The sequence below is a fragment of the Longimycelium tulufanense genome, from assembly GCF_014645795.1.
In the GTDB taxonomy this organism is placed as follows: domain Bacteria; phylum Actinomycetota; class Actinomycetes; order Mycobacteriales; family Pseudonocardiaceae; genus Longimycelium; species Longimycelium tulufanense.
In genome coordinates this window covers 487,358-513,324 of record NZ_BMMK01000001.1, presented here as the reverse complement: position 1 = coordinate 513,324, position 25,967 = coordinate 487,358, and the positions used below count along the sequence as shown (strand labels likewise).

Genomic DNA, 25,967 nt, shown 5'->3' with positions numbered 1-25,967 from the left:
TCCCGTGCCGTACTCCATGGCGGCTCACTCGTCCTCGCTGCTCGCTGGTCCTCGTGCTACTCGAGTCATGCTCGTCAGTCCTACTCATCACGGTGCACGTTCCCGGCTCGGCGCACTGGCTCACCGCCTGTCCGGTTTCCTGGTCTCCTCTGGCTTTTCCCGGTTTCCGGCTCGCACGGTCGCGGCCGCGGCGCCGGGAACGCAACCCGTCTCGTCGTCGGTCAGTCGTCCTCGTCGAAGAGCGGCCGGATGCCGCGGGCGGCCATGATCTCGTCATTGCCGGTTCCGGCCGCGACCATCGGCCACACCTGGGCGTCCTTGCCCACCACGAAGTCGATGACCACCGGCCGGTCATCGATCTCCATCGCCTTGGTGACGACCTCGTCGACCTCGTCCTTGGTCTCGGCGCGCAGGCCGACACAACCCAGTGCCTCGGCGAGCAGGACGAAGTCGGGGATGCGGTGCTTGTGGGTGCCCAGGTCGGTGTGCGAGTACCGCTGGTCGTAGAACAGGGTCTGCCACTGCCGGACCATGCCCAGGTTCCCGTTGTTGATCACGGCAACCTTGATGGGAATGTTCTCGATGGCGCAGGTGGCCAGTTCCTGGTTGGTCATCTGGAAACAGCCGTCACCGTCGATCGCCCACACCTGCTTGTCGGGCAGCCCGACCTTGGCGCCCATCGCCCCCGGCACCGCGAAGCCCATGGTGCCCAGCCCTCCGGAGTTGACGAAGGTGCGCGGGTGCTCGTAGTGGACGAACTGGGCGGCCCACATCTGGTGCTGGCCCACTCCGGCCGCGTACACCGCGTCCGGCCCGACGAGCGCGCCGATCCGCTCGATGACGTACTGCGGCGAGAGCGTGCCGTCGCTGGGCCAGTCGTAGCCCAGCGGAAAGGTGTCGCGCCAGTGGTCCAGCTGCTCCCACCACGCGGTCAGGTCGGGCACGCGGTCCTGCTTCCGCTCCGCCCGCACCGCCTCGATCAGCTCACCGATGACCTCCTTGCAGTCGCCCACGATCGGTACGTCCGCCCTGCGGTTCTTGGAGATCTCGGCGGGGTCGATGTCGGCGTGCACCACGGTGGCGTCCGGCGCGAAGGAGTCGAGCCGGCCGGTGACGCGGTCGTCGAACCGGGCGCCGAGCGCGATCAGCAGGTCGGCGCGTTGCATGGCCGCCACCGCCGCGACCGTGCCGTGCATTCCGGGCATGCCCAAATGCTGGCGGTGCGAGTCCGGGAACGCGCCGCGCGCCATCAGGGTGGTGACCACCGGGATGCCGGTGAGCTCGGCCAGCTCCCGCAGTTCGGCCGCGGCGCCGGCCTTGGCCACGCCCCCGCCGACGTAGAGGACCGGCCGGCTGGCGGTGGAGACGAGCCGCGCGGCCTCCCGGACCTGCTTGCCGTGCGGGCGGGTCGTGGGCCGGTAGCCGGGCAGCCGCAGTTCCGGCGGCCAGGTGAAGGACGTGCTGGCGTTCTGCACGTCCTTGGGAATGTCGATCAGCACCGGGCCCGGCCGGCCGGTGGCGGCGAGGTGGAACGCCTCGGCGATGGTGCGCGGGATCTCGGCCGGGTCGGTCACGAGGAAGTTGTGCTTGGTGACCGGCATCGTGATGCCGCAGATATCGGCTTCCTGGAAGCCGTCGGTGCCGATCAGCGGCTGGGCGACCTGGCCGGTGATGGCCACCACCGGGACCGAGTCCATGTAGGCGTCGGCCAGCGGGGTGACCAGGTTGGTGGCGCCGGGACCGGAGGTCGCCACGCACACCCCAACGCGACCAGTGGCCTGCGCGTACCCCGCGGCGGCGTGCCCGGCGCCCTGCTCGTGGCGCACCAGCACGTGGCGGAGCTTGGTCGAGTCGAGCAACGCGTCGTAGGCCGGCATGATCGCGCCGCCGGGGATGCCGAAGACGACGTCGCAGCCGGCGGCCTCGAGCGAGCGGACGAGGGACTGGGCGCCGGTCACCCGCACGGGAGCGCCGCTGGGCGGGGCCGGCTTCGGTGGCGCGGGGACCGGGGCTTGACGCGGTGATGCGCTGGTCATGGGGGTCTGCCTCGCGGGTCGGTGGCGGGGTGGCGGACACGAAAAAACCCTCGCCAGCCCAGGTAGGGCCGTACGAGGGTCAGGCGCGTCGACGCTGCGGCGTAATTCCCTAGGCGTCGACGCGCCTGGAAATTACGAGAAGGAGGTGGGTCGGTCGCAGCACGGTGAGGACGTTAGCCGGGGCGTTGAGCCGGCGTCAACGGGTCGGGACGGCCCTCCCACCATCTGGACGCGGAGGGCAGGCTCAACCGGGGCCGGAAGCGGGTTGACCACGACCGGAACCAGCGCTGTGACCTGCGACTCTTCCGCTCGTGCCGGCAAGATGATCACCCAACCGGGTGGTTGTGCGCCCGACCACCCACCCGATGGGCCTGCCGCAGATGCCCGTCCATCGGATGGGACCATCGCCGGGTGAGCGAGCCCGCCACCCCAGAGCCCCAGCAGTCCGCGGACGCGCCCGGAACGGTCGCCCGCCCCGCACCCCGCGCCGTCTTCCGGCACAACCCGATCGGGATTTTCGGGGTGTTCTTCCTCGCGCTGTGCATGACGCCGGTGGCGTGGGGCGCCCCCGGCCTGCAGGCGATCTATCTGCTGCCGCTCGGGCTGCTGGTGTGGTTGCTGCGCGTGCGTACGGACGTGGGGGTCGAGGGCATCCGGCTGCGCACGGTCCTGGGCCGCCGGGAGCTGCCGTGGTCGGAGCTGACGTCGCTGCGGGTCTCGGAGCGTTCCTGGGTGCGGGCGGTGCTGCGGGACGGCACCGAGGTGACGTTGCCCTCGGTGCGCGCCCGGCACCTGCCGCTCCTCGCGACGGTGAGCGGGCGGCTGCCGAATCCGATCGCCGAGCAGGGTGAGTCGTCGGCTACCGTGGATGGGGACGCTTCCGAGAACCCGGAGGCCGGCGACACCCCGGCCGTGGCAGGGGAACCCGACGCGGACGGCGGACCCCGTTCCCGCGCCGACGACGCCTAGTCGTCTCCGAACCGCGGCCGGACCTTCCCAGCACAGGTTCGTCAGGAGGAGCCGTGCCCGCGCTGCGCTCCCGCACCACCACCCACGGCCGTAACGCCGCCGGCGCCCGCGCGCTGTGGCGTGCCACCGGCATGACCGACGGCGACTTCGGCAAGCCGATCGTGGCGATCGCCAACTCCTACACCCAGTTCGTGCCGGGGCACGTGCACCTGCGCGACCTGGGGGAGCTGGTGGCCGGCGCCGTCCGCGAGGCGGGTGGGGTGCCCCGGGAGTTCCACACCATCGCCGTCGACGACGGCATCGCCATGGGCCATGGCGGGATGCTCTACTCGCTGCCCTCGCGCGAGATCATCGCCGACTCCGTGGAGTACATGGCCAACGCGCACCAGGCCGACGCCCTGGTCTGCATCTCCAACTGCGACAAGATCACGCCGGGGATGCTGAACGCGGCCATGCGGCTGAACATCCCGACCGTCTTCGTGTCCGGCGGACCGATGGAGGCCGGCAAGGCGGTCGTGGTGGACGGGGTGGCGCACGCGCCCACGGACCTCATCACCGCGATCGCGGCCTCGGCCAACGACGAGATCGACGACGAGGGGCTGTCGGTCGTCGAGCGGTCGGCCTGCCCGACCTGCGGCTCGTGCTCGGGCATGTTCACCGCGAACTCGATGAACTGCCTCACCGAGGCGCTGGGCCTGGCGCTGCCCGGCAACGGGTCGACGCTGGCGACGCACGCGGCGCGTCGGGACCTGTTCCTGCGCGCCGGGACGACCGTGGTCGAGCTGGCCCGACGCTGGTACGAGCAGGACGACGAGTCGGCGCTGCCGCGGTCGATCGCGACCCGCGAGGCTTTCGAGAACGCCATGGCGCTGGACGTGGCCATGGGTGGCTCGACCAACACCGTGTTGCACATCCTGGCCGCGGCGCAGGAGGGCGAGGTCGGCTTCACGCTCGCCGACATCGACGCGATCAGCCGCCGGGTGCCGTGCCTGAGCAAGGTGAGCCCGAACTCGGACTACCACATGGAGGACGTGCACCGCGCCGGTGGCATCCCGGCCATCCTCGGGGAGCTGGACCGCGCCGGGTTGCTGAACCGGAACGTGCACTCGGTGCACAGCCCGTCCCTGACGGAGTGGCTGGCGGCCTGGGACGTCCGCGGTGCCGCGCCGTCCGAGGGGGCGGTCGAGCTGTTCCACGCGGCGCCGGGCGGGGTGCGGACCACGCAGGCGTTCTCCACGGAGAACCGGTGGTCCTCTTTGGACACCGATGCGGCGAGGGGCTGCATCCGGGACGTTGAGCACGCCTACACGGCCGACGGTGGTTTGGCCGTGCTGCACGGCAACCTCGCCGAGGACGGGGCGGTCATCAAGACCGCCGGTATCGACGAGGAGCTGTGGTACTTCCGCGGTCCGGCCCGGGTGGTGGAGAGCCAGGAGCAGGCGGTGTCGGTGATCCTGGGCAAGCAGGTCCGGCCCGGCGAGGTGCTCGTGGTGCGCTACGAGGGGCCGTCCGGTGGGCCGGGGATGCAGGAGATGCTGCACCCGACCGCGTTCCTCAAGGGTGCCGGCCTGGGCAAAGTGTGCGCGTTGATCACCGACGGGCGGTTCTCCGGCGGCTCGTCGGGGATCTCGGTCGGGCACATCTCCCCGGAGGCCGCGGCCGGCGGGACGATCGGCCTGGTGGAGGACGGCGACGAGATCCTGATCGACGTCCGGGAGCGGCGGCTGGAGCTGCTGGTGCCCGAGGCCGTGCTCGCCGAGCGCCGGTCGAAGATGGCGGCCAGCGAGCGGCCGTGGCAGCCCGTCGACCGGCAGCGGCCGGTGACCGCGGCGCTGCGGGCCTACGCGCGGCTGGCTACCTCCGCCGCCACCGGTGCCGTGCGCGACCCCGAGAAGTGACCGGCCGGCTCCGGGCCGGTCAGTTCCGCAGGAAGATCAGCACCAGGACCGCCGCGGCGACGGCGACCAGCAGGAGCGGGATGCCGGTGCCCAGCGGGTGGCGGAACCATGCCCGCCCGTTGTCCACGGCGACCCGGCCCGGGCCGGCGAGCACCAGGGCGGCCGCGGCCGCGCCGAGGATGAGGTCGAACTCGAAGCCGGTCATCGGGCCGGCCAGGAAATAGCCGCTCGACCACTTCACCACGGTGCTGCTGATCATCACGCCGAGGATCCCGGCCGCGCCCAGCGGGGTGAACAGGCCGAGCACGACCAGGATGCCGCCGACGAACTCGGTGAGGCCGGTGGCCCAGGACAGGAACGTGGTCTGCCGGAAGCCCTGGTTGGCCAGGAACCGGGCGAAGCCGTCGATGCCCGGGCCATCGAAGGCGCCGAAGAGCTTCTGCGCGCCGTGCGCGATGAAGCCGCCGCCGAGGACCAGGCGCAGGATCAGCAGTCCCAGGTCGGCGCCGGCGTTCCCGCCGAGCGAGGGCTCGGCGTGCCGGGCGGTGTCGGCGGGCGGCGACGTGGCCGGCGGGTTGGGTGCCGTCGACGGCTCGGACGGCTCGTCGTACGTACTCACACCCCGAGGGTAGGTGACTCGCGTCACTCGCGCTCGGCGTCGGAGGCGTCGCGGTGGGCCCGGATGCTCAGTACGAGCGCCCTCATCGCGCAGCGCTTCAGGGCATCACCCAGGACGGAGGCATCCTGCCGGGCCATGAGCAGGGTCCCGCCGTCCTGGTCCACGATCACGACGTTCTCCGGGATAGCGAAGACCTCGAAGCAGCGTTGCTGCTTGCCCAGCCGGTCCTCGAAGGGAACCAGCCTCCGCTCGATCCCGCCCACCTCGTCAGCCATACCCAACCCCATTTGTGACCTGATACTGAAATAGTGGACTGGATCACATTGTCGGACAAGATCCACGATTGGGTGAGAGATCGCTTGGGGGCGGGATGGGTAAAGATCTCATCCGGCTACCCGAACCCGAGGAGGCGCTCATGGCCCGTGGTCCCGGTCCGAGTGTGCGGGCGCGCCGCCTGGCGAGTGAGCTACGCCGGCTCCGTATGAGCACGGGGCTCACGACCGACGCCGCAGGCGAACGCGCCGGGATGTCAGGTGCCAAGGTCAGCCGCATCGAGAACAACAGGCAGAGCTTCACGCGCGATGATGTCGCCGCCCTACTGGACGCCTACGGGCTGCAGGACGACCAGCGCGGCGAACTGCTCGACATGGCCGAGCGTGCTCATGAGCTGGGATGGTGGAAGCCGTACGAGCGCCAACTCACCAAGGCAACTCCCACACTGCTCGCGCTGGAGATGGATGCAACCCGGCTGAGGAACTTCGAGCCGACGGTGCTTCCCGGCCTACTGCAAACTCCCGAGTACGCCAGGCAAGTACTCAGGACGACTGGGCCGTCTGTTCGGCCGGAAGAGATCGAGGCCCGTGTCGCTGCGAGGATGGCTCGACAGGCGATCCTCACGAAGCCCAAGGCTCCATCGCTTCAGGCCGTCATCGATGAAGCCGTACTGCGGCGCCTGTTGGCTTCACCGGACATCGCCGAACGCCAGTTCCGCCACCTCCTTGACGCAGCCGATCGACCCAACGTCCTGCTCCAAGTGATCCCCCTTACTGCCGGGATCCACACCGGCGTGGAAGGCCCGTTCTTGATCTTCGAGTACGGTAACTCTTCAGCAGTCGTGCTCTTGGAGGCCAAGGCCGGCGAGCACTTCTTGGAGAAAGAGCCAGAAGTGGCGCCCTACCTCACCGCCATCACTAGCTTGGAAGAGCAGGCACTGGACGCGGCCGAGTCGCGAACACTGGTCGCAAGGCTGTTGAAGGAGCTCAGGTGAGGCAAGCGAACTCCTGGTGCAAGAGCAGCTACAGTTCACAAACCAACTGTGTCGAAGTCGCGTGCTTCCGTAGGAGCAGCAAGAGCTCTGCCCTGAGCAACTGCGTCGAGGTGGCGCACACTCGCACGGACTGGCGGAAGAGTAGTCGTAGTGCCGCGCAGAGCGACTGCGTCGAGGTGGCGTTATGCAGCCACCTCGTCCTTGTCCGTGACTCCAAGAACCCCGATGGCCCGGTCCTCCGCTTCACCCCATCCGCCTGGACGTCCTTCCTCCGCTTCGCGTCCTCCAACCTGCCCGCGAAGCGCGCGATCACCTCTCCCTAGCCGCCACTACCTACGCGGGCTTCGAGGATGGAGAAGGATGGGGTCGGCGTCAGGCCGACGTAGGCCAGCCCGGCCCGGTCGAAGAGCTTCGCGAACTCAGCCTCGGTGCGTTCTCCGCTGCCGAAGGTCACGAACATGCCCATGTCCATCATCGCCTCGGTCGCCGACGGCAGCCGATCTGCGGGCAACACCGTCTCCACGACGAACACCCGAGCCCCCGGCCGCGCAGCCCGCGCGCAAGCTGCCAGTATCCGCACGCAGCTCTCGTCGTCCCAGTTGTGCAACACGAGTCGCAGTAGATAGGCCTCCGCCCCGGCTGGCACCGTCTCGCGGGCGTCACCGGCCACGATCTCGCACCGGTCGGCGAGTTCCCCCGAGCTCAGCTCGGGAACGGCATTGCCCACCACCGACTCGGTGTCGAACAGCACGCCCTGCAGGTGTCGGTTGTGCCGCAGGAGGTCACGCAGCAACCCTCCCTGCCCACCACCGACATCCACCAACCGGGAAACCGCAGTGAGATCGAGAGCGCCCACCACATCGTCGTTGTCCAGGGCGGTGGCCTCGTTCATCGCGGCGTGGAACGTCGCCGACTGTTCCGGGTCGTACTCGCTGAGGTAGGTGTAGAAGTCGGTGCCGTGCAGGGCTCGGAAGGGCCCGTCCCCGCTCCGTACCGCGGTGTCGAGGCTGCTCCACGCCTGCCACAGGGCATCGACCGTCGCAGCCTGGCCGAGCAGGAGCCCTGCGTCGGAAGATTGCAAGATCCTGGAGAGCGGGCTGTGGGTGTAGCGGCCGGCCGTAGTGGCTTGGAAGACGCCAATGCTGGCCAGTGCCCGCAACAGCCGGTGTAGTACGGCAGGATCTGCCCCGACTCGCCTGGCGAGCTGGTCGGGCGCCACGGGATCGTCACCGAACGCATCGGGTAGTCCCAGCTTCAGCCCGGCGCGAAGCAACTGCGCCGAGAACAGGTGGACCATGATCTTCTCGATGGCGTCACCAACATCCTGCGAGCTGGGTTCGAGCTCGCCGGCCAGCTCTTCGCGCATCAGCGATACCTCCGGGCACGTGGAAAGTCTTTGCTCACCTTCGCTCACCAACTGACCGGCAGCGAGACGGGTGACTTGCTCGGGGAGTCGTCTTCCCAGGGAACCTCATGTTCGGCAACGGCAAGGCGCAGGTTCGGGAAGCGGTCCAGCAGGGCCTCGAGCGCCACCGTCAGTTCTACCCGTGCCAGGTGGATACCGACGCAGTTGTGCGCACCCCGCCCGAAGGCCAGATGCGGATTCCGCTCCCGACGCAGGTCGAGGCGGTCCGGATCGGGGAAGACCGTGGCGTCCCTGTTGGCCGCCGGGATGATCGGCAACACCGCATCCCCGGCCCGAATCGTGGTTCCGTGCAGCCGAATGTCCTCCTTGGCGAGCAGCACCACGGAGCCGTTCATCACCGGCAGGAAACGGAGCAGTTCCTCCACCGCGCTGGGCAGGAGCCCGGGATCACTGCGCAGGACAGCAAGATGCTCCATACGAGTCAGCAGCACCAGCACGGCGTTCGCGATGAACATCGTGCTGGTCCGGTAGCCGCCGACGAGCATCGAAAGCCCGAAGCTGATCAGGTCGTCCTGTGTCAGCTCACCGTCGTCCCGCTGCCGGAGCAGTTCGCCGAGCAGATCCCGAGCCGGTTCGGTTTGCTTGCGCGCAACTAGTTGGGCGATGTAGCTCCGCAGCCGGTCGGTGGCCCGGCGTCCCTCCTCCAAGGTGAGCAGTGCGCCCAGCGCGGCGTCCGCAAGCGGCAGGAAAAAGTCCCTTTCCTCGTATGGGATGCCCACCAGCTCGCACATCACGAGCAACGGGAACGACTCGGCGAAACCGGTCACCAGATCTGCTGGCGGCCCGTCCTTCTCGAAGTCGTTCAAGATACTTTCGGCCAGTTGTCTGATCCGGCCCTCGCGGCTCCGCACGGTGCGGGCGCTGAACGCCTCCCCCACCGCTCTACGTAGGGCCCGGTGCCGCGGACCCACCATCTCCATCATCGTGACAAGACCGGGCCCGGAGCTGTCCGCGCTCTCCGCAGGCGGCCACACGTTGATGGTCGGCCGGATCAGCCGCGGATCCGCGAGCAACGATCGCACATCCTCGTACCGCGTCACGTACCACGCGGTGGCACCCAGTGGCGTACGCACCCGCGCAATCGGGCAGCCACGCTGCAACTCGGCATATTCCCGCGGCGGTCCCATCGTTCCCGGTGGGGCGAGGGGGAAGTCCCGGGTCACCGGCCGGGACGTGCCGGCGTTTGCCGGCTGTCCGCCAACACGCGTGTCTTCGGTGGTCATGGCGGCTGCCCTCTGCTTTCGGTGCGGTAGGCCGCTACGGGGTTTCCAGCCGGAGCACGGCGACGTACGTGGTAAACAGGGACGGTGAGTCGGTGCCCTCGATGACCGACTCACCCGCTTTCCCGGCACCGGTCTGGGCGGGAAACACCGGCATGGCCGGGGACTCGGCCTCCTCGATCTCCGCGATGGTCCAGCCCGTGCCCGCCACCACCTCGGCCAGCCGTTCCGGCCGGACCTCGGCGGTGTATCCCCACTCGCTCCACTCTGTGAACTCGGCGCCCTGCTCGACCCGCAGCCGGTACAACGCCCTACCAGGGTCAGGATCCCCCTCACCAGCGGCGAATTCGTCCTCCTCCAGCAGTAAGGTCGTACCGATGAGCCGGGCGCCAGGATTGGCGATCTTGGTGAGCTCCGCCAATGCGTCACGCGCGTTGTCGAGCACGCCGAGCAGGTGGAGGCCGCCGCCGGCCAGCAGAAAGGTGTCGAACGTGCCGATGTCGTCCGGCAACTGGCCGAGGCCACCGATCCGCGCATCGACACCACGGCGGCGCGAAACCGCGACGGCCACCGACGATGGCTCGATCGCAACTGTTTCGTGTCCCGCCTCCGCCACGGCCAGCGCGTGCCTTCCGGCACCGCAGCCGATGTCGAGTACTCGCCCGGAAACCTGCTTGCAGGCCAGGACATCGGTGGGCCACCACAGTTCGGGAGGAGCGAAATAGTTCGCGACGTCCTCGGCGAACGCGACACCGTTCTGCAGTTGGTAGATGAGGTAAGCCGCCCCCGGGCGTCCGCCGGACTCCTCGGCTTTCAGGTACGCGTGCCCGTACATCTCGGTCAGCGTTCGCCGGCCGTCCCGGCCGGCCGCCCTTGTTCCCGTGCTTTCATCCGGCATGGGGCGGTGCCTCCTGGTGGTCGTGGCCGGGGTTCACCCTCGGTGCGGCTCGGGCCGTTCGATGTAGCCGGTGGCGAAGAAGTACTCCAGATAACGGTCCAGTAGCGCGACATCGACGGGTGGGCAGTGCAGCCCGCTTCCGGCGAGGTCGCGTTCGACGTTGTCGCGGCCCAGCTCGGGGAAGGTTCCTTCGAAGTACATTTCCTTGACGGAGATGTCCGCCTTGTTCCCGCGGTCGACGCACAGTGACACGAACGGGGCGGTCGCACTGGTGGGGTTCGCTGTGACGTAGCGAACGAGTTCGTCCACCCAGTCGTGATAGGGAAGCTCGTGGATCCGGTGTCCCGCCACGCGCATCCGTCCGATCATGTCGGCCAGGGTGGCCGGTCGGGGATTGGTCAGGTGGTATGTCCGGCGGGTGGTCGGGTGCCGGGTGGCGATGTGCACGATGGCGTCGGCGAGATAGTCCACGGGGACGAAGTCCATCGGCAACGGGATGTCCGGAGCCAGGCCGATTTCCGCGATGGTCCTGAACAGCGAACAGATCGCGGTCTCGGTGTTGCAGGCACCGGTCCGCTGGTCGCCGGTGATCTCGTAGGGCCGGTAGACGGCAACCGGGATTCCCTGGTCGGCGGCTTCCTGCAGCACGTGCTCGGCAACCCATTTGCTTTCGGCGTATCCCATGGTGAGCCGGTCGGCGTGCGCCAGCGGGAGATCCTCGCCGACGTGCCGTACACCCGCGGTACCGAAGCCCGCCACCACCGCGATCGTGGACAGGAAGTGCACCGGAACCCGACGGCGGGCGACCAATCGGACGATCTCCCGCACGCCATCCACATTGGAGGCGCGGAGCGACTGGTACGGATACATGAAGTTGACCTCGGCCGCGGAATGGAACACCAGGTCCAGACAGTCGGCGAGCTCGGTGGCATCGTTGGCGGGCAGGCCGAGCCGGGGTGCGGCGAGGTCGGCGGGGAAGCACACGAGGCGACTCTCGACACCGACCGGGCGGAGTCCGTAGTGGGCCAGGGTGGCCAGGACACGTCGCGTGGCGTGCGCCTTGTCGCGTGCGCGGACGGGGCAGTGCACGGTGGCTCCGGTGGTGGCCAGCAACCGGTCGAGCAGGAACGCCCCGACGAAGCCGGTGACCCCGGTGAGCAGGACGTGTCTCGGCTCGGCCCAACGTGGCTCGGTTCCCTCCCGGTCCGGCACCACGAAGCCCAGTCGGCCCTCTTGCTGGAAGTCCACGCCGGTGGCGTCGGTTCCGTTGTCGTCGGTGTCCAGCACGGCTTGGACGGCCGAGGTGAAGCCGGCCAGGGTGGGCAGGCGCAGCAGGCTGCGGACGAGGGCGCTGCCGTGCCGCGGATCGATGTCGAGCCTGCCCAGGGTTCGGGTGACGACTTCGGCGGCCAACAGCGAGTCGCCACCGAGGTCGAAGAAGTTGTCGGTGCCGGCGGGCAACACCCGCAGCACCACGTGCCAGACCTCGGCCAGTGTCGCCTGCAGGGCATGTTCTCCCCTACCCGCCGGGGCAACCGGGTCCGGGCGGGCGGGTACGGATCCGAAGCCGGCCATGGTGCGCAGCTTCCGCCGGTCGACCTTGCCGGAGCCGTTGACCGGAAACCCCGCCAGTTCGACCAACCGGGCGGGTATCGCCGACGCGGGAAGCCATGCCGCGAGGTCCTGCCGCACCTGGTCGACCGACACGAGCTCACCTGGCCGGGCGGGCGTGACGTAGCCGATCACGGTGTCCCCGTCCAGTTCGACGACCGCCTCACCGACCGAGTCGTGGGCGCGCAGCCTGGCCTCGATCCCGTCCAGTTCGATCCGGTGACCGCGCAACTTGACCTGTCGGTCCGCCCTCCCCCGGTACTCCAGTTCGCCATCCTCCCGCCACACCGCGAGATCACCGGTGCGGTAGAGGCGGGCTCCCGGTTCGAACGGGTGGTCCACGAAGCGGTCCGCGGTCAGCGCCGGGTCACCGAGGTAACCCAATGCAAGGCCGTCCCCGCCGACCACCAACTCGCCTTCCTCCCCCAGGCCGGCGAAGGCGCCGTCGGGACGGAGTACGTAGCACGTGGACCGGTCGATCGGGCGGCCGATCGGGACGGGACGGCCGTCGCGCGGAACTTCCCGCACCACATGTGCGGTCGAGACCACGGTGTTCTCGGTCGGGCCGTAGAAGTTGACCACCGTGGTGTCCGGACAGGCGGCCAGTACCGCGCGCGTCAGATCCGGGTCCATGGCCTCACCCCCGGCGGAGGCGAACCGCAGCGTTCTCAGTGCTTCGGGTCGCGTCCGCGCCACGTGGTGGAAGACCCCGGTGGTCAGGTATGCCACCGCGACGCGTTCGGCGCGCAACCTGTCCTCCAACGCTGGTGGGGACAACAGGTCCGCACGGTCGATCAGCACCAGGCAGGCACCGCTGAGGAGGGCACCCCAGATCTCGATGGTCGAGGCGTCCGAGGAGAGCCCGTAGGCGTGCAGGACCCGCTCCCCCGGCCGTGGCCGCTGGGTCACGGTGTCCGAGAGCGCGAGCCGGACCACGCCACGATGCGGGATCGCCACTGGCTTGGGCCGGCCGGTCGATCCCGAGGTGAACATCACGTAGGCACAGTCCGTTCCGCCCGTGGCGGGCAACGGGAAGGACCCACCGCGCACGGCGGTCAGCGCACCGAGGTCGACTCGGGTACGTACCCGACGAATCCGGCAGGAAGCGCCCGGCAACGTCACGACGACCTGAATACCGGCGTCCTCGGCCATCGCACGCAGCCGTGCCGGTGGAATGGTGTCGTCGAGCGGAACGTAGGCACCGCCCGCCTTGAGGATCCCGAGGAACGCGACCAGCGCGTCCAGGCCGCGGGTACCGCACACCCCGACCATGTCGCCGCACCGGACACCGACCTGGTGCAGGCGCGCGGCGAGGGCGTCGGACCGGGACTTCAGTTCGCCGTAGGTCAGGCTGCGGCCGTGGTACACACCGGCGGTCGCCCGCGGCCTGGCCACCGCGTGCGCGTCGAACAGTTCGTGCACCCCGCGTTCGCGAGGATCGGCAGGGACGTCGGTGTTCCGGATGGTTGCGGGCTGGGGCTCGGTGTCGACTCGGGTGGACAACATGCGGGGTCCGTCTCCTGTGTTGTGATGCCCGCTCGGCGCCGCTCCGCCGACGGCAGCAGGCGTCAGCGGTCGCACCAAGCCACCGGCTAACTGAACTCTTTGGCGAAGGCGGCGAAATCCGCCGTCCGCCACCGCTGCGGACGCATGCGGAACAGGACGTCTTCGGTCAGCTGGTACTTGTTCGCCGCCAGGTAGTCAGCGGCGGTCGTCGAATCCAGATACCGATGGGCCAATGCGGCACGCGCTGCAGGATCGATCGGATCCTGCACGTCCACCACCGGTCCTTCGACGCTGACGTAACGATAGGGCGGCGACTCGTCCTGGACGCAAATGCTGAAGCGGCCGGCCGCCAGCACGAGCTTCGCCTTCACCGATGCTCGTGCGGTCTCGACCACCACGTCGCCGCCGGGCTGGTAGCCGTACCAGACGGGTACCAGAAGTGGCGCGCGCTCGCCGCGGGAATCAACCACCCCGAGCACGCCGACCCGGGTTTCCGCGAGAAAGCTCTCGCGCTCGTCATTCGACATTGCGAGGTTCATGACCGGTTTCCCAGTTTCGTGTCGAACAGGATGTGCATGACGACCAGTGCGCCCACCTGGACCACAGCTGGCCTCCGTGTGCCGTACACAGCAAGAGCCTCCGGCAGGACGGGTATTTGTAAGGAAAGGATTCGACCGAGCCCGGCCGGTCGCGGGCCTACTGACAACCGGTCGGCGCAATCAACCTCCCCCGGAGTGGCTACCTCCACGGGAAAGCTGTGCCGGCAATGAAGGATCGACGCTCTTCCACCGGGCCTGGAATCGGGTACGTCGGGTGGATCAGCGACCCGGGAGGACAATGGTCCCGACGGCAGTGGGGCACACCCGCCGGGCCGAAGGGCTGCGGGAACCCGCAGGTACCGACCTTCCGCTCGGGTGAAGGTGAACTCGGATGCAGGTGAACGGGGAGCGTCAACGGTTGGCCGTGCCCGCGGCACCACCCTTGCCGGACCGCCGGACCACCGAGTACCACCGGAAGCCGGAACATTTTCCGGTCCTGCCGCAACGTTCGAGGCGAAGAGCAGCGCCGGTGACTATCCCCGATAATCGGCAACAGCCGTACAATCTTTCGACAATCTTTCAATGGGGACCATGAATCCGCATCCCTCCCGCCGTCATCTCATCTTTCCAACACGGGCAAGTATTCGGACCCGACGCAATGCCGCACACCCATGTTCGGCGCAACTTCGTTGAACCGAACGGGCGCGTCCGTTCGATGCAGTACCGGATCATTCCGTGCTTCCGGCCCGCGCTCGACAAACCGGACGGAAAAGACGCCCGTAGCACCCGGTGCACGGAGTCCACCTTTCAATCAGCTCCCCCAACGGGCCGGGCTCATAATCACGTTGCGTTCCTGGTATTTGTCGTGCCGTGCTAATCGCGAATGAAACCATAGCAGCGGGCGAGGATCGGGAACAGCGTCCAATCCGAGCACACCGCTACAACAATGGACGGATAGCTACCATGAGCCATGCACTCCAGTCGGGTAACCCCAATGACCAAATAATTTGCGCGAACAACCACTGCTCTCCGGCGCACGGAACCCACCAGCTTGTCGGCTGCAGCCTCAACAGCACGCTGTCCGGCTCGGCGGACACCTCTCCGCCGTGAAACCGGCAGGCTGGTCCAGGCATCGCGGGCATCGAGGTTCTCGGTGACACCGAGCTGCTCGACTTCCGGTTGGAACGGGTCAGCTTCGGGTGACGAGGTTCGGCGGGCGTTTTCCCGCCGCGAAGGCGGCGAGCTGTTCCGCGATCACCTTGAGGGCACGGATGTCCTGGCCCTGCACGTCCCCGCCGACGTGCGGCGTGACGAGTACGCCCGGAGCGCTCCACAGTGGATGGCCCGGCGGAAGTGGCTCTGGGTCAGTGACGTCGAGGGCGGCGCGCAGCCGCCCTCGACGCAGTTCCGCCAACAGCGCCTCGGTGTCAACCACAGGCCCACGAGCCGCATTCACCAAGACAGCTCCGTCGGGCATCCGGTCAAGCAGCTCGGCGTCGAAGAGACGATTCGTCTCCTCGGTCAACGGCACCGCAAGGATCACCGCGTCGTGCTCGGCAACAAGCGCGGGCAACTCGTCGGTCCCGCGCACCTCGTCCCGTGCCGTACGGCCGACCAGGGTGGGCTCGGCGTCGAAAGCCACCAACTGCCGCCGCAACCGCTGCGCGATGTCACCAGCGCCCACGACGAGCACCCGCTTGTCCTGAAGTGTGTCGGCCTGCACGTGGTCCCACCGACCTTCGGCCTGTGCCTGCACGAAGCGCGGGAACTCCCGGTACACCGCGAGCAACGCACCCATCGCCCATTCGGCGGTCGCGCCGCCGTGCGCGCCGCGCGCGTTGGCGATCCCGACGCCTTCCGGCAACACGTCGATCCACGCGTCCACCCCGGACGTGAAGGTCACCACGAGGCGCAGCCGGGGCAGCCGCGGGATCAGCTCGCGGACGCTCTCATCCCACCAGACCGGGGCGACGAGCGCCTCGGCCTCGTCCGCCTCCGGCGGCGGCGCGGCCCCGGGCGTGTAGAGCACCGTGCGCACGCCCGGCACCTGCTCCAGCAGGGGCTGTGCGGGCGCGAAGGGCACCAGGACCGTGAGCGTCACGGCTCCAACCCTACAAAGCCCATCGCTAGCCGTTCTAACCGTTCGGATCAGGCGAGCCGTTCGGGTCGGTGGCGTGCAGTTCCTCGGCCGCGTCCTTGAGGGCGTCCAGGGTCAGCCCGATCAGGGGGTGGCGCTCGCTCCCCCGCCGCATCGCGGCGAAGACCCGCCGCGTCGGCGGTCGCCCGGCCACCGGGCGCATGACCGCCCGCCGCAGCGCGACCCCGCGCAGCGCCGAGCGGGGCACGAGAGCCACGCCCACCCCGGCCGCGGCGAGTGCCGCGATGGCGCGGAAGTCGTCCGAGGAGTGCGTCACCCGTGGTGCGAAACCAGCGTTCTCGCAGGCCAGCAACACCACGTCCTGCACCGGGTTGCCCGGCCACGGGGTGATCCAGGGTTCGCCGGCCAGGTCGGGCAGGGCGACCTCGGGCGCGCCCGCGAGCCGGTGGTCGGCCGGCAGCACGGCGTCGAACGGCTCGGCGTACAGCGGGGCGCGCAGCACCCGCTCGTCGTCGGCGCGCGGCGCGCCCCGATAGTCCATGGCGATGGCCAGGTCGACCTCTCCGGCGAGCAGCAGGGGCAGGCTGGCGTGCCCCTCGGCGTCCCGGACCAGCACCTCCACCTTGGGGGCGCGCTCGCGCAGCGCGGCGATCGCCGGGGCGACGACCATGGTGATGGCGGTGGCGAACGAGGCCACGGTGACCCGGCCGACGGCACCGCTCGCGCACGCGGCGAGATCGGCTTCGGCCCGTTCCAGCTGGGCGAGCACGGCGCTGGCGTGCGAGGCCAGGATCTCGCCGGCCGCGGTCAGCCGCACCGCCCGTCCCCGCCGCTCCAGCAGCGGCTGCCCCACCTCCGACTCCAGGGCGGTGAGCTGCTGGGACACGGCGGATGGCGTCAGGTAGAGGGCCCTGGCGGCGGCGGTGACGGTCCCGTGGTCGGCCAGGGCCCGCAGCACGCGCAGCCGGCGGGGGTCGATCACCGATCCATGGTCCCACGAGCATTTCTCCTGGCCACGCCGGCCGGTGACAGCCCGGTCGGACGGCGATCGGACCCCACCACTGGTCCGGGTGGGGCCAGCCAGGACCCCACGCCCCTGTTCAGGTGCGCTAAACCACCATGCGAGAAAACCTCGATGGACTTCACACCCGGCCCTGCCGACAGTGAGAGTGTGAAGGCGCTTGTCAAGACCGCCGCCGGCCCGGGCCTCGAGCTGACCGAGGTCCCGGCCCCTCGTCCGGGCGACCGGGACGTGCTGATCAAGGTGCTGCGCACCGGGATCTGCGGCACCGATCTGCACATCGCGAGCTGGGACGACTGGGCCGCCGGGACGGTGCGACCCCCGTTGGTGCTCGGCCACGAGTTCGTCGGCGAGGTGGTCGCGGTCGGCCCGGCGGTGACCAGGGCCGAGCCGGGCGACCTGGTCAGCGGCGAGGGGCACCTGGTGTGCGGGAGCTGCCGGAACTGCATGGCCGGCCGCCGGCACCTGTGCGTGCGCACCCTCGGGCTCGGCGTGCACACCGACGGCGCGTTCGCCGAGATGGTGGTGCTGCCCGAATCGAACGTCTGGGTGCACCGGCAGCCGGTCGACCTGGACGTGGCGGCGATCTTCGACCCGTTCGGCAACGCGGTGCACACCGCGCTCGCGTTCCCCGTGCTCGGCGAGGACGTGCTGATCACCGGTGCCGGCCCGATCGGGCTGATGGCCGCCGCGGTGGCCCGGCACGCCGGCGCCCGGCACGTGGTCATCACCGACGTCAGCGACTACCGCCTCGAACTGGCGCGCAAGATCGGGGTGAGCCTGGCGCTGGACGTGCGTGCCGTGCCGATCGGGCGGGCGCAGCGCGAGCTGGACATGAAGGAGGGCTTCGACATCGGCCTGGAGATGTCCGGCCGTCCCGAGGCGCTGCGCGACATGATCGCCAACATGACGCACGGCGGCCGCATCGCCGTGCTCGGCCTGCCCACCGAGGACATCCCGATCGACATGGCCCGGGTGGTCACGCACATGCTGACGATCAAGGGCATCTACGGCCGGGAGATGTACGAGACCTGGTACGCGATGTCGGTGATGCTGCAGAGTGGGCTGGACATCAGCCCGGTGATCACCAACCGGTTCGGCTTCGAGCAGCACGCCGAGGCGTTCGCCGCGGCCCGCTCCGGGCGCTGCGGCAAGGTCGTGATCGACTGGACACGGCCCACCCTGCCCGCCGACCAGCCCACCAGCTAGAGCCCACCGAGTAAGGAGAACGCCGACGTGTTCGACAGGATGCGCGAGGACCTGCGCACCGCCCTCGACGAGATCCGTGCCGCGGGGCTGTACAAGGGCGAGCGGGTCATCAGCAGCCCCCAGGCGGCCGCGATCCGGGTGGGCGGCGACGAGGTGCTGAACTTCTGCGCCAACAACTACCTCGGGCTGGCCGACCACCCCGAGGTCATCGCCGCCGCCAAGGCATCGCTGGACGAGTGGGGCTTCGGTATGGCGTCGGTGCGCTTCATCTGCGGCACCCAGGCGCCGCACAAGGAACTCGAGGCGGGGCTCAGCCGCTTCCTGGGTACCGAGGACACGATCCTCTACAGCTCGTGCTTCGACGCCAACGGCGGCGTGTTCGAGACGCTACTGTCCGATGTGGACGCCGTGATCTCCGACGAGCTGAACCACGCCAGCATCATCGACGGCATCCGGCTGTGCAAGGCGACCCGATACCGGTACAAGAACCGGGACATGGCCGACCTCGAGCGTTGCCTCAAGGAGGCCGCGAACGCCCGGTACCGGCTGGTCGTCACCGACGGCGTGTTCTCCATGGACGGCTACCTCGCTCCGCTGGACGAGATCTGCGCGCTGGCCGAGCGGTACGACGCGCTGGTGATGGTGGACGACTCGCACGCCGTGGGCTTCATGGGCCACAACGGCGCCGGAACGCCGGAGCTGTTCGGGGTGACGGACAAGGTCGACATCGTCACCGGCACACTCGGCAAGGCGCTGGGTGGTGCCAGCGGCGGTTACGCAAGTGGGCGCGGGGAAATCGTGGAGATGTTGCGGCAGCGCTCGCGGCCGTACCTGTTCTCCAACTCGCTGGCGCCGTCGATCGTCGCGGCGTCGCTGAAGGTGCTCGACCTACTGTCCACTTCGGACACACAGCGGGCCCGGCTGCGGGAGAACACCGCGTTGTTCCGGCGCCGGATGGCTGAGCAGGGTTTCGACGTCCTGCCCGGCGACCACCCGATCACCCCGGTGATGATCGGTGACGCGGCCGAGGCCGGTCGGATGGCGGACCTGCTGCTCGCCAAGGGCATCTACGTGATCGCGTTCTCCTACCCGGTGGTGCCCAAGGGGCTGGCCCGGATCCGGGTGCAGCTGTCGGCGGCGCATTCCACCGAGGACGTGGAGCGCGCCGTCCGGGCGTTCGCCGCGGCCCGGGACGAGCTGGCCAGGGCGTGAGGGCTCCTCGCTCGCGGTGGTCGGGGCCTGGCCACCCGCGCGCGGGGTGGCCGTCCGACCATCTTCACCTGGTCGAGCGATGACGGTTGTTGCGGTGAGCAGGCACGTCCGACGCGGGCGCACCGATCCGGGGACAGCGCTCGCCGCGTCGTGGGCCGGGGCCGCTCACCCGGGGTTCACGGGGTAACCCCTACCGTGGTCTGCGTGGCAGGTGGGGGACGTGGCTGGACGCGGGCTCGACCGGTGGGGCGGTTCGCCCTGCTGGCCGGTGCCGTGACGGTGCTGCTGGCCGGTTGCGCCCAGTTCCCCGACTCCCGACCCGCCGCGGACTGGCGCGAGCGACCGTCGCTGACGCCGCAGGCCGGGCCGGAGCCGCGGCTGCCGTGGGAGTCCGACGACCGCTCCGGGTCCGGCCGCCAGGACCAGGCCACGGCCTCGATCCCCCCGCCGGACGGCTGCCGGGACCACGACCCCGCGGTGATCGCCACCTGCCTGTCCCCGATCTCGGCGGTGGTGTCGCTGCCGGACGGCGAGAGCGCGTTCGCCGCCGAGCGGGACGGTCGGGTGTTGCGGGTCACCAAGGGTCGGGAGCCCGTGGAGATCGCCCGCCTCACTGTGGACACCGCGGGCGGCGGTGGGGTCACGGGCCTGGCCCTGTCCCCCAGCTACGCCGAGGACCAGCTGGTCTACGCCTACGTGACGACGGCCGAGGACAACCGGGTGGTGCGCTTCGCGCCCGGGGACAAGGCCAAGCCCATCCTCACCGGAATCCCCAGGGGCGGCAACGGGAATCGTGGCGCGCTGGCCAGTGACCGGCAGGGTGCGTTGCTGGTGGCCACCGGTGATGCCGGCAACCCCGGGGCCGCAGCCGACCCCGGGTCGTTGGCCGGCAAGGTGCTCCGCATCGACGCGACGGGCAAGCCGGCCGCCGGCAACCCGAGCGCGGACTCGCCGGTGTTGGCCAGCGGCCTGCACTCACCCGGTGGGCTGTGCACGACCCGGGACGGCAAGGCGACGTGGGTGACCGACCAGGCGTCCGATCGTGACCTGCTCTACAAGGTCCGTCCGGGAGCGTTGGGCGCGGGTGCGTGGAACTGGCCGGACAAGCCCGGGGTGGCCGGGTGCGCGGCCTGGCAGGACGGCGTGATGATCGCGCTGGAACGGGACGCGGCGGTGGTGAATGTCGCGCTCAACCCCGACGGTTCGGTCAGTGGGCAGCCGCAGCGTGCCGAGCAGGACACCTACGGGCAGCTGTCGCCACTGGACCTCGCGCCCCAGGGCACGCACGCCTTCACCGGCACGATCAACAAGACCGGTGGCAAGACGGTATCCAGTGACGACCGGGTCCTCATGCTCATCCGCAAGCCCAATGGCGGTGGCAAGGACTGATCGGCCGGGCCACCGCGGCCGGTGCCAAATTACGAGAGCTGGTCGTTTTTTGCGGCGGCGTTGACATCCTGGCCCCCGTCCCCACACAAATCCGACGATTTGTCCCCACAAGCCCGATCTGGCGGCTAGGATGTGGCCCACGTCACTACTGTGGCCGATGGGTTACCGGGCACCAGGGGGGCGGCATGGGTCTGGCAGAGGTCCCGCTACCCCGGGGACAAGCGGCGCTGGCTGAGGCGGTGCTACTGGGTAGGGCGTTGCTCGGTGCCGAGCCACAGTTCCTGGAGCAGAACATTCTCGTGCGGGAGGCGTGGGAGGCTGCCGGCCTTCCCGACCGGGACGTGACCGTCCGAATGATCACCAAGGGTCTGGGTCCCGGCGCCAAGAAGCACTACATCTGTCTCGACGAACACGGCGCCGGCCGACATCACGACGACAGCTACCGACCGCCAGGCCGGGTTCGGACACTACGCGTGAGGTTGGGTAGGACGCCCGCACGTGACCGCTTCCTCAGCCTCAACCGTCACCTCGCCGAACAGCTCCTCGAGGCTGAGGCGATCGAGGCCACCGGAGGCCCGCCGCCGCACCCCGTGGCGCTGCGCCGCGGGCGGTTCGTGGCCAATGCCGCCCACGCGATCGACCACTGTGTGCTGGACGAACCGCATCCGGAGCTGCGGGAACTGAGCGACCAATTCCGCAGAACCGCGTTGTTGTCTCCCGAGGGAGTACCGCTCTCAGCAGCCGAGGGACTGGAGGGAGAAGCCAACGGACGACGGGACGAGGGCCGCCTCGGCAGCACGGCTGCGGCCGCCCTACTCGTCGTCGCGCGGCTGCCATCGGCCATCGCCGCCGCGGGACAGGCGCAGCGCGTCGAGTTCACCCGGTTCTTCTCGTTCGGAATGCTGGAACTCGGCGTGAGCCCGGGGCAGGCCATCTACGGCCTGTGCGGCAAGGCGCTGCGCGAAGGCCATGCGGAAGTTGTCTTCCGTGCCGCCGAAGACCTGCTCCGGGAGGCAGAACGCAGACGCGATACCGCGCTGGACGGCCCGCCTGATCGCGACGCCTTCGGCGAGCTGCTGTTCGCCGCCGCACCCTATGCCTTGGCGGCCTTGTTGCTGGCCAGTGCCGCCGCGGACGAGGGGTCGAGCGCGGAACTGGCGGTCCAGGCCACCGCCGAGGAGCTGTTCGTGCGCCTGCAGGATGGGCTCGTCCACCAGTGGGCCGATCTCGGCGACGTACGTCTTCGGGAAGAACGGCGGCAGATCCGCGAGGCGCAACAGCGTGGTGACACCTTGACGGTCAACCTGATCGTACGCGAGGGCGAGCTGGGGCTACACCGACCGAGGGCGGTGCGCGATCTGCTGCTGGGCAAGATGCCGTGGCCGAACGCGGAGGAGGGCGCGTGAGTACCGACCTCGACGTCAACGACGCGGCGCTGGAGCTGGCGGACGCGCTGGGTTCGGATTTCACGTATCTGCAGCCCCCGGAACAGAAGCGGTTCGATCCGGCCACCGTTGCGGTAAGCATCGGGTACCTGCTACTCGTGGCGGCCGCGGCCGGAATCACCGAGGGTGTCAAGGAGTCCGCCAAGACCGGGACCGAGGTCGTGTTGGCCGCGACAGCTACCGCGGTGAAGCGGTGGATCCGCAAGCTGGTGCCGAGGGCCTTTGGCGAGGGCTCCGATCCGTCGACTGTCCGGGAGTGTGCCAACGAGGCAGAACTGAGTGTCATGGCCGCCCGGCAGGCCAGTGGCGGACTACCCGAGGATGTCATCCAACAGTTGCCCGAAACGGTCGGTGCCGCCGTACGCGAGGGACTGCGGGAAAGTGGCCTGCCGGACGTGGCGGGCGCACGCCTCGAACGAACGGTTCAGGTTCAGATCAACGTCATCATCCAAGCGGACCGATCGTCATAACGAACCAGGGCCACAGGCCGGATTGCGGCCGGGGCCCCCTCCGAAACCATCACCGCCCCGGTCTCGGAAGATCTTCTCCTTGGTCAGCCGTGATCAGTCTGCTCCACTTCTCACCGGTCACTGACGACAGAACTTCTCCAGCGTGCGGCTCACGCTCGAGAATAGCGTCGAGGAAGGCTCTCCCGAGGCGCAGGCGTCCGCGCGCGAGGCGCTCAAGAAGATCGGCTACCATTTCCCCTACTGGGACAGCCGGCCTGCCGGGGGATGTTGGGCCGTCATCGGTTCGCCACACGGTGACTCGCGGCCGCCAGATTGCGGGCGATCTCCGTTTCCTCCACCGTCACGAGCTGACCCGAGCGCGCCAGCGGGCGTCCGCCAACGAGCAGCAGCTCCAACGGGGGCAGCTCGCCCAGTACCAGTGCGGCAACGGGGTCCGCGATTCCGGCGTGGTCGATGCCGTCCACCCGCCACAGGGCCAGATCGGCGAGCTTGCCCGGCTCCAGCGAGCCGATCTCGTCGGATCGGCCAAGGCACCGTGCCCCACCCATCGTCGCCAGCCACAGCGCCTCGCGGACACCGAGGGCACCCACCCCGTCGCGCAGCCGGGCGAGATAGAGCGCCATCCGGGGCTCGTTGCCCAGCCGAGCCGCTTCGTTGCACGCCGCGCCGTCCACACCCAACCCAACGGCGACACCGGCGTCCAGAAGTGCCCGTACCGGGGCGATGCCGGAACCGAGCCTGGCGTTGGAACTCGGACAGTGAGCGATGCCGGTTCCACTCGCGGCCAACTGCTCGATATCGGTGCGAGACAGGTGGATCCCGTGTGCCAGCCAGACATCTCCGCCCAGCAGGCCGAGATCGGCGAACCGTTCGGTGGGGGTCCGGCCGAACTCCGTGCGGCACCGTTCTCGTTCGTCCCATGTTTCGCCGAGATGGCTGTGCAGCTGGACGCCGTTCCGACGCGCCAGGTCCGCCGCCCGGCCCAGCAGGTCCGCGCTGGCGGTGGCCAGCGAGCACGGACCGAGAGCGACCCGCACCAGCGCGTCCGGCGCGGGATCGTGGTACCTGGTGATCGCGGACTCGCTCGCGATCAGTGCGGTCTCGGTGTCCTCCACGAGCTCGTCCGGCGGCAGTCCACCCCTCGACCGTCCTCGGTCCATCGACCCGCGCACGAGGTGCAACCGCATCCCCACCTGCTGTGCGGCGTTCACCACCGCGCCGAGCATGTCCCCACCGCACCGTGGGAACAGGTAGTGGTGGTCGGCGACGGTGGTGCATCCCGAGCGTGCCAGCCATGCCAGGCCCACCATGGCCGCGGCGTGCACCACGTCCTCGTCCAGAGCCGTCCACATCGGGTACAGCGCGGTCAACCAGTCGAACAGGGCGTTGTCCGACGCGTAACCGCGGGTAGCTCCTTGGAAGAGGTGGTGATGCGTGTTGACCAGTCCCGGGGTGACCAAGCAACCTTCCCCGTCCACCACCACCCCGGGTTCCGCTCCCGGTGTTGCGTGGCCAGCGCCGACGGCGGTGATTCGGTTATGGTCCACGACCACGTGCCCGTTCGGGTACTCGCTCCCCCGCCCGTCCATGGTGACCACGGCAGCGCCCTCGATGACTGTCCTCACGTCGCACTGCCTTCGGCCTGCGCCATGGCGGGTGGTGCCGGCTCATCGGCCGCCACACGGAAACGGTTGAAGAGCAGGTTCAGCAGGACCGCCGTCAGGGAACCGGCGCTGATCCCGGACTGCATGACGTTCTGGAACCACGCCGGAAACTGATCGTAGATGTGTGGTGCACCGATGGGCGCCAGGCCGACTCCCAGTGCGACCGCAACGACGAGCAGATTGGCGTTGCCCGTGAACGACACCCGCGACAACGTGCGGATGCCTCCGGCGGCGACGCTACCGAACATGACGAGGCCGGCACCGCCGAGCACGGCAGGTGGGATCGCCGCTACGATCTGGCCGAGCACGGGTGTCAGGCCGAGGACCACCAGGATGGCTCCGCCTGTCGCAACCACGTATCGGCTGCGTACCCCGGTCAATCCGAGTAGGCCGATGTTCTGGCCGTAGGCGGTGTACGGAAAGGTGTTGAACACTCCACCGAGCAGCGTGGACAACCCGTCGGCGCGCAGGCCGTCCGCCAGGACGCGACGGTCGACCGGCTTACCCACCATTTCCCCGATCGTCAGGATGCTGCCGCTGGTCTCGGTCATCACCACGAGCATGACCACGACCAGCGACACGATTGCGGCCGGGGAGAAGGTTGGCAGTCCGAAGTGAAACGGGGTACTGATCCCGATGAGTGGTGCGTCACGCACCGAGGAGAAGCTCGTGAAGCCCAACGGGATCGCGACCAGGGTGCCAAGGACTATTCCCAGCAGTACCGCGTTCTTCCCGAAGAAGCCGGGAAGGTAGCGGCCCGCGGCGAGCACGAGTGCGAGTACTCCGAGCGCCAGCGCCAGATGGCGTGGGGCACCGAAGTCTGCCGCACCCGACCCGCCGGCCGCCCAGTTGACGGCGACCGGAAGCAGCGAGACACCGATGAGCACGGCAATGGTCCCCACGACCAGCGGCGGGAAGAGTCGCACGAGACGACTGAAGTACGGGGCGAGCAACGTCACCAGCAGGCCCGACGCGATGACCGCACCATAGATCGCGGGCAGGCCACCCCCCTTGGTCCCGATCAGGACCATCGGTGTCAGGGCGGCGAACGAGCAGCCCTGCATCAGTGGCATCCGGACACCGAACCGCCACACACCGAGACACTGGATCAACGTTGCGACCCCACATATCAGGAGGTCGGCGTTCACCAGGTAGCCGATGTCGGCCTGGGAGAGGCCGAGGGCGGAACCGATGATCAAGGGGACCGCGACGGCACCCGCGTACATGGCCAGCACGTGCTGCAGGCCGAGGGTGAGCAGTTGACCGACCGGCAGCATCGTGTCCACCGGGCTCTTCTCGCTTCGGCTATGACGGATGGTCGACAGTCTCACGACGGCTCCCCCGCGGCGTGGTCATGGCGGTTCTGGTGATCAAATGACGAAACGGATCTGAAACACCGGCCACCATTTCGGGACGGCGCCCGTGGCACCCCGACCGTGTCCCGTGCACGCTGCACCTTAGCCGCGAACA

21 protein-coding genes are annotated in these 25,967 nt (G+C 69.2%); 9 read left to right on the top strand and 12 right to left on the bottom strand.

The window, feature by feature from the left end; genetic code table 11:
• Positions 1 to 221: 221 nt before the first annotated feature.
• Positions 222 to 2,036, bottom strand: coding sequence for an acetolactate synthase large subunit (locus IEY55_RS02205; RefSeq protein WP_189053241.1), 1,815 nt, complete (start codon positions 2,034 to 2,036; stop codon positions 222 to 224).
• A 411-nt stretch (positions 2,037 to 2,447) separates the two neighbouring features.
• Here IEY55_RS02205 and IEY55_RS02200 point away from each other — a divergent pair, with 411 nt between their 5' ends.
• Complete coding sequence (locus tag IEY55_RS02200; RefSeq protein ID WP_229685872.1) at positions 2,448 to 3,005, top strand: PH domain-containing protein; 558 nt, start codon at positions 2,448 to 2,450, stop codon at positions 3,003 to 3,005.
• 53 nt (positions 3,006 to 3,058) lie between these two features.
• Positions 3,059 to 4,903: a dihydroxy-acid dehydratase gene (gene ilvD, locus IEY55_RS02195; protein WP_189053240.1), complete on the top strand. Its 1,845-nt coding sequence runs from the start codon at positions 3,059 to 3,061 to the stop codon at positions 4,901 to 4,903.
• A 19-nt stretch (positions 4,904 to 4,922) separates the two neighbouring features.
• Here ilvD and IEY55_RS02190 read toward each other — a convergent pair whose 3' ends face one another.
• Both IEY55_RS02190 and IEY55_RS02185 read right to left on the bottom strand, forming a co-directional pair.
• The gene (locus tag IEY55_RS02190; protein ID WP_189053238.1) at positions 4,923 to 5,522 is read right to left on the bottom strand and encodes a DoxX family protein; all 600 of its coding nucleotides are present in this window, start codon (positions 5,520 to 5,522) and stop codon (positions 4,923 to 4,925) included.
• A gap of 23 nt (positions 5,523 to 5,545) precedes the next feature.
• Complete coding sequence (locus IEY55_RS02185; RefSeq protein WP_189053236.1) at positions 5,546 to 5,797, bottom strand: hypothetical protein; 252 nt, start codon at positions 5,795 to 5,797, stop codon at positions 5,546 to 5,548.
• Between the two features lie 95 nt (positions 5,798 to 5,892).
• Here IEY55_RS02185 and IEY55_RS02180 point away from each other — a divergent pair, with 95 nt between their 5' ends.
• On the top strand, positions 5,893 to 6,789 hold the full coding sequence (locus IEY55_RS02180; protein WP_308424704.1) for a helix-turn-helix domain-containing protein: 897 nt from the start codon (positions 5,893 to 5,895) through the stop codon (positions 6,787 to 6,789).
• Positions 6,786 to 7,112 carry a DUF397 domain-containing protein gene (locus tag IEY55_RS31855; RefSeq protein WP_189053232.1) on the top strand — a complete coding sequence of 109 codons (327 nt, stop codon included), beginning with the start codon at positions 6,786 to 6,788 and terminating at the stop codon, positions 7,110 to 7,112. The genes IEY55_RS02180 and IEY55_RS31855 overlap by 4 nt, the downstream gene beginning before the upstream one ends.
• Here IEY55_RS31855 and IEY55_RS02170 read toward each other — a convergent pair.
• The 7 genes from IEY55_RS02170 to IEY55_RS02140 form a co-directional block, all read right to left on the bottom strand.
• Complete coding sequence (locus IEY55_RS02170; RefSeq protein ID WP_189053230.1) at positions 7,109 to 8,155, bottom strand: methyltransferase; 1,047 nt, start codon at positions 8,153 to 8,155, stop codon at positions 7,109 to 7,111. The two genes, IEY55_RS31855 and IEY55_RS02170, sit on opposite strands and share 4 nt — an antisense overlap.
• A gap of 44 nt (positions 8,156 to 8,199) precedes the next feature.
• Positions 8,200 to 9,438: a cytochrome P450 gene (locus IEY55_RS02165; protein ID WP_189053228.1), complete on the bottom strand. Its 1,239-nt coding sequence runs from the start codon at positions 9,436 to 9,438 to the stop codon at positions 8,200 to 8,202.
• A 34-nt stretch (positions 9,439 to 9,472) separates the two neighbouring features.
• Positions 9,473 to 10,333: a class I SAM-dependent methyltransferase gene (locus IEY55_RS02160; protein ID WP_189053226.1), complete on the bottom strand. Its 861-nt coding sequence runs from the start codon at positions 10,331 to 10,333 to the stop codon at positions 9,473 to 9,475.
• Positions 10,334 to 10,366: 33 nt separating this feature from the next.
• Positions 10,367 to 13,450: an amino acid adenylation domain-containing protein gene (locus IEY55_RS02155; protein WP_189053224.1), complete on the bottom strand. Its 3,084-nt coding sequence runs from the start codon at positions 13,448 to 13,450 to the stop codon at positions 10,367 to 10,369.
• Between the two features lie 86 nt (positions 13,451 to 13,536).
• Entirely contained in the window at positions 13,537 to 13,989 is a 453-nt protein-coding gene (locus IEY55_RS02150; protein ID WP_189053222.1) for a pyridoxamine 5'-phosphate oxidase family protein, read from the bottom strand.
• Positions 13,990 to 15,178: 1,189 nt separating this feature from the next.
• Complete coding sequence (locus tag IEY55_RS02145; protein ID WP_189053221.1) at positions 15,179 to 16,090, bottom strand: 2-hydroxyacid dehydrogenase; 912 nt, start codon at positions 16,088 to 16,090, stop codon at positions 15,179 to 15,181.
• A gap of 34 nt (positions 16,091 to 16,124) precedes the next feature.
• Entirely contained in the window at positions 16,125 to 17,069 is a 945-nt protein-coding gene (locus tag IEY55_RS02140; protein ID WP_189053218.1) for a LysR family transcriptional regulator, read from the bottom strand.
• Positions 17,070 to 17,258: 189 nt separating this feature from the next.
• Here IEY55_RS02140 and tdh point away from each other — a divergent pair, with 189 nt between their 5' ends.
• From tdh to IEY55_RS02115, 5 genes are all read left to right on the top strand, one after another.
• Positions 17,259 to 18,317, top strand: coding sequence for an L-threonine 3-dehydrogenase (gene tdh / locus IEY55_RS02135; protein WP_189053217.1), 1,059 nt, complete (start codon positions 17,259 to 17,261; stop codon positions 18,315 to 18,317).
• A gap of 39 nt (positions 18,318 to 18,356) precedes the next feature.
• Positions 18,357 to 19,529, top strand: coding sequence for a glycine C-acetyltransferase (locus IEY55_RS02130; RefSeq protein ID WP_444543280.1), 1,173 nt, complete (start codon positions 18,357 to 18,359; stop codon positions 19,527 to 19,529).
• 204 nt (positions 19,530 to 19,733) lie between these two features.
• A complete protein-coding gene (locus tag IEY55_RS02125) occupies positions 19,734 to 20,918 on the top strand; it encodes a PQQ-dependent sugar dehydrogenase (RefSeq protein WP_229685870.1) in 1,185 nt (394 codons plus the stop codon).
• 185 nt (positions 20,919 to 21,103) lie between these two features.
• Positions 21,104 to 22,324: a hypothetical protein gene (locus IEY55_RS02120; RefSeq protein WP_189053213.1), complete on the top strand. Its 1,221-nt coding sequence runs from the start codon at positions 21,104 to 21,106 to the stop codon at positions 22,322 to 22,324.
• Complete coding sequence (locus tag IEY55_RS02115; protein WP_189053211.1) at positions 22,321 to 22,833, top strand: hypothetical protein; 513 nt, start codon at positions 22,321 to 22,323, stop codon at positions 22,831 to 22,833. Before IEY55_RS02120 ends, IEY55_RS02115 begins: the two co-directional genes overlap by 4 nt.
• A gap of 275 nt (positions 22,834 to 23,108) precedes the next feature.
• Here IEY55_RS02115 and IEY55_RS02110 read toward each other — a convergent pair whose 3' ends face one another.
• Positions 23,109 to 24,458: an 8-oxoguanine deaminase gene (locus IEY55_RS02110; protein ID WP_189053209.1), complete on the bottom strand. Its 1,350-nt coding sequence runs from the start codon at positions 24,456 to 24,458 to the stop codon at positions 23,109 to 23,111.
• Positions 24,455 to 25,828, bottom strand: coding sequence for a nucleobase:cation symporter-2 family protein (locus IEY55_RS02105; protein WP_229685869.1), 1,374 nt, complete (start codon positions 25,826 to 25,828; stop codon positions 24,455 to 24,457). The genes IEY55_RS02110 and IEY55_RS02105 overlap by 4 nt, the downstream gene beginning before the upstream one ends.
• Positions 25,829 to 25,967: the final 139 nt, after the last annotated feature.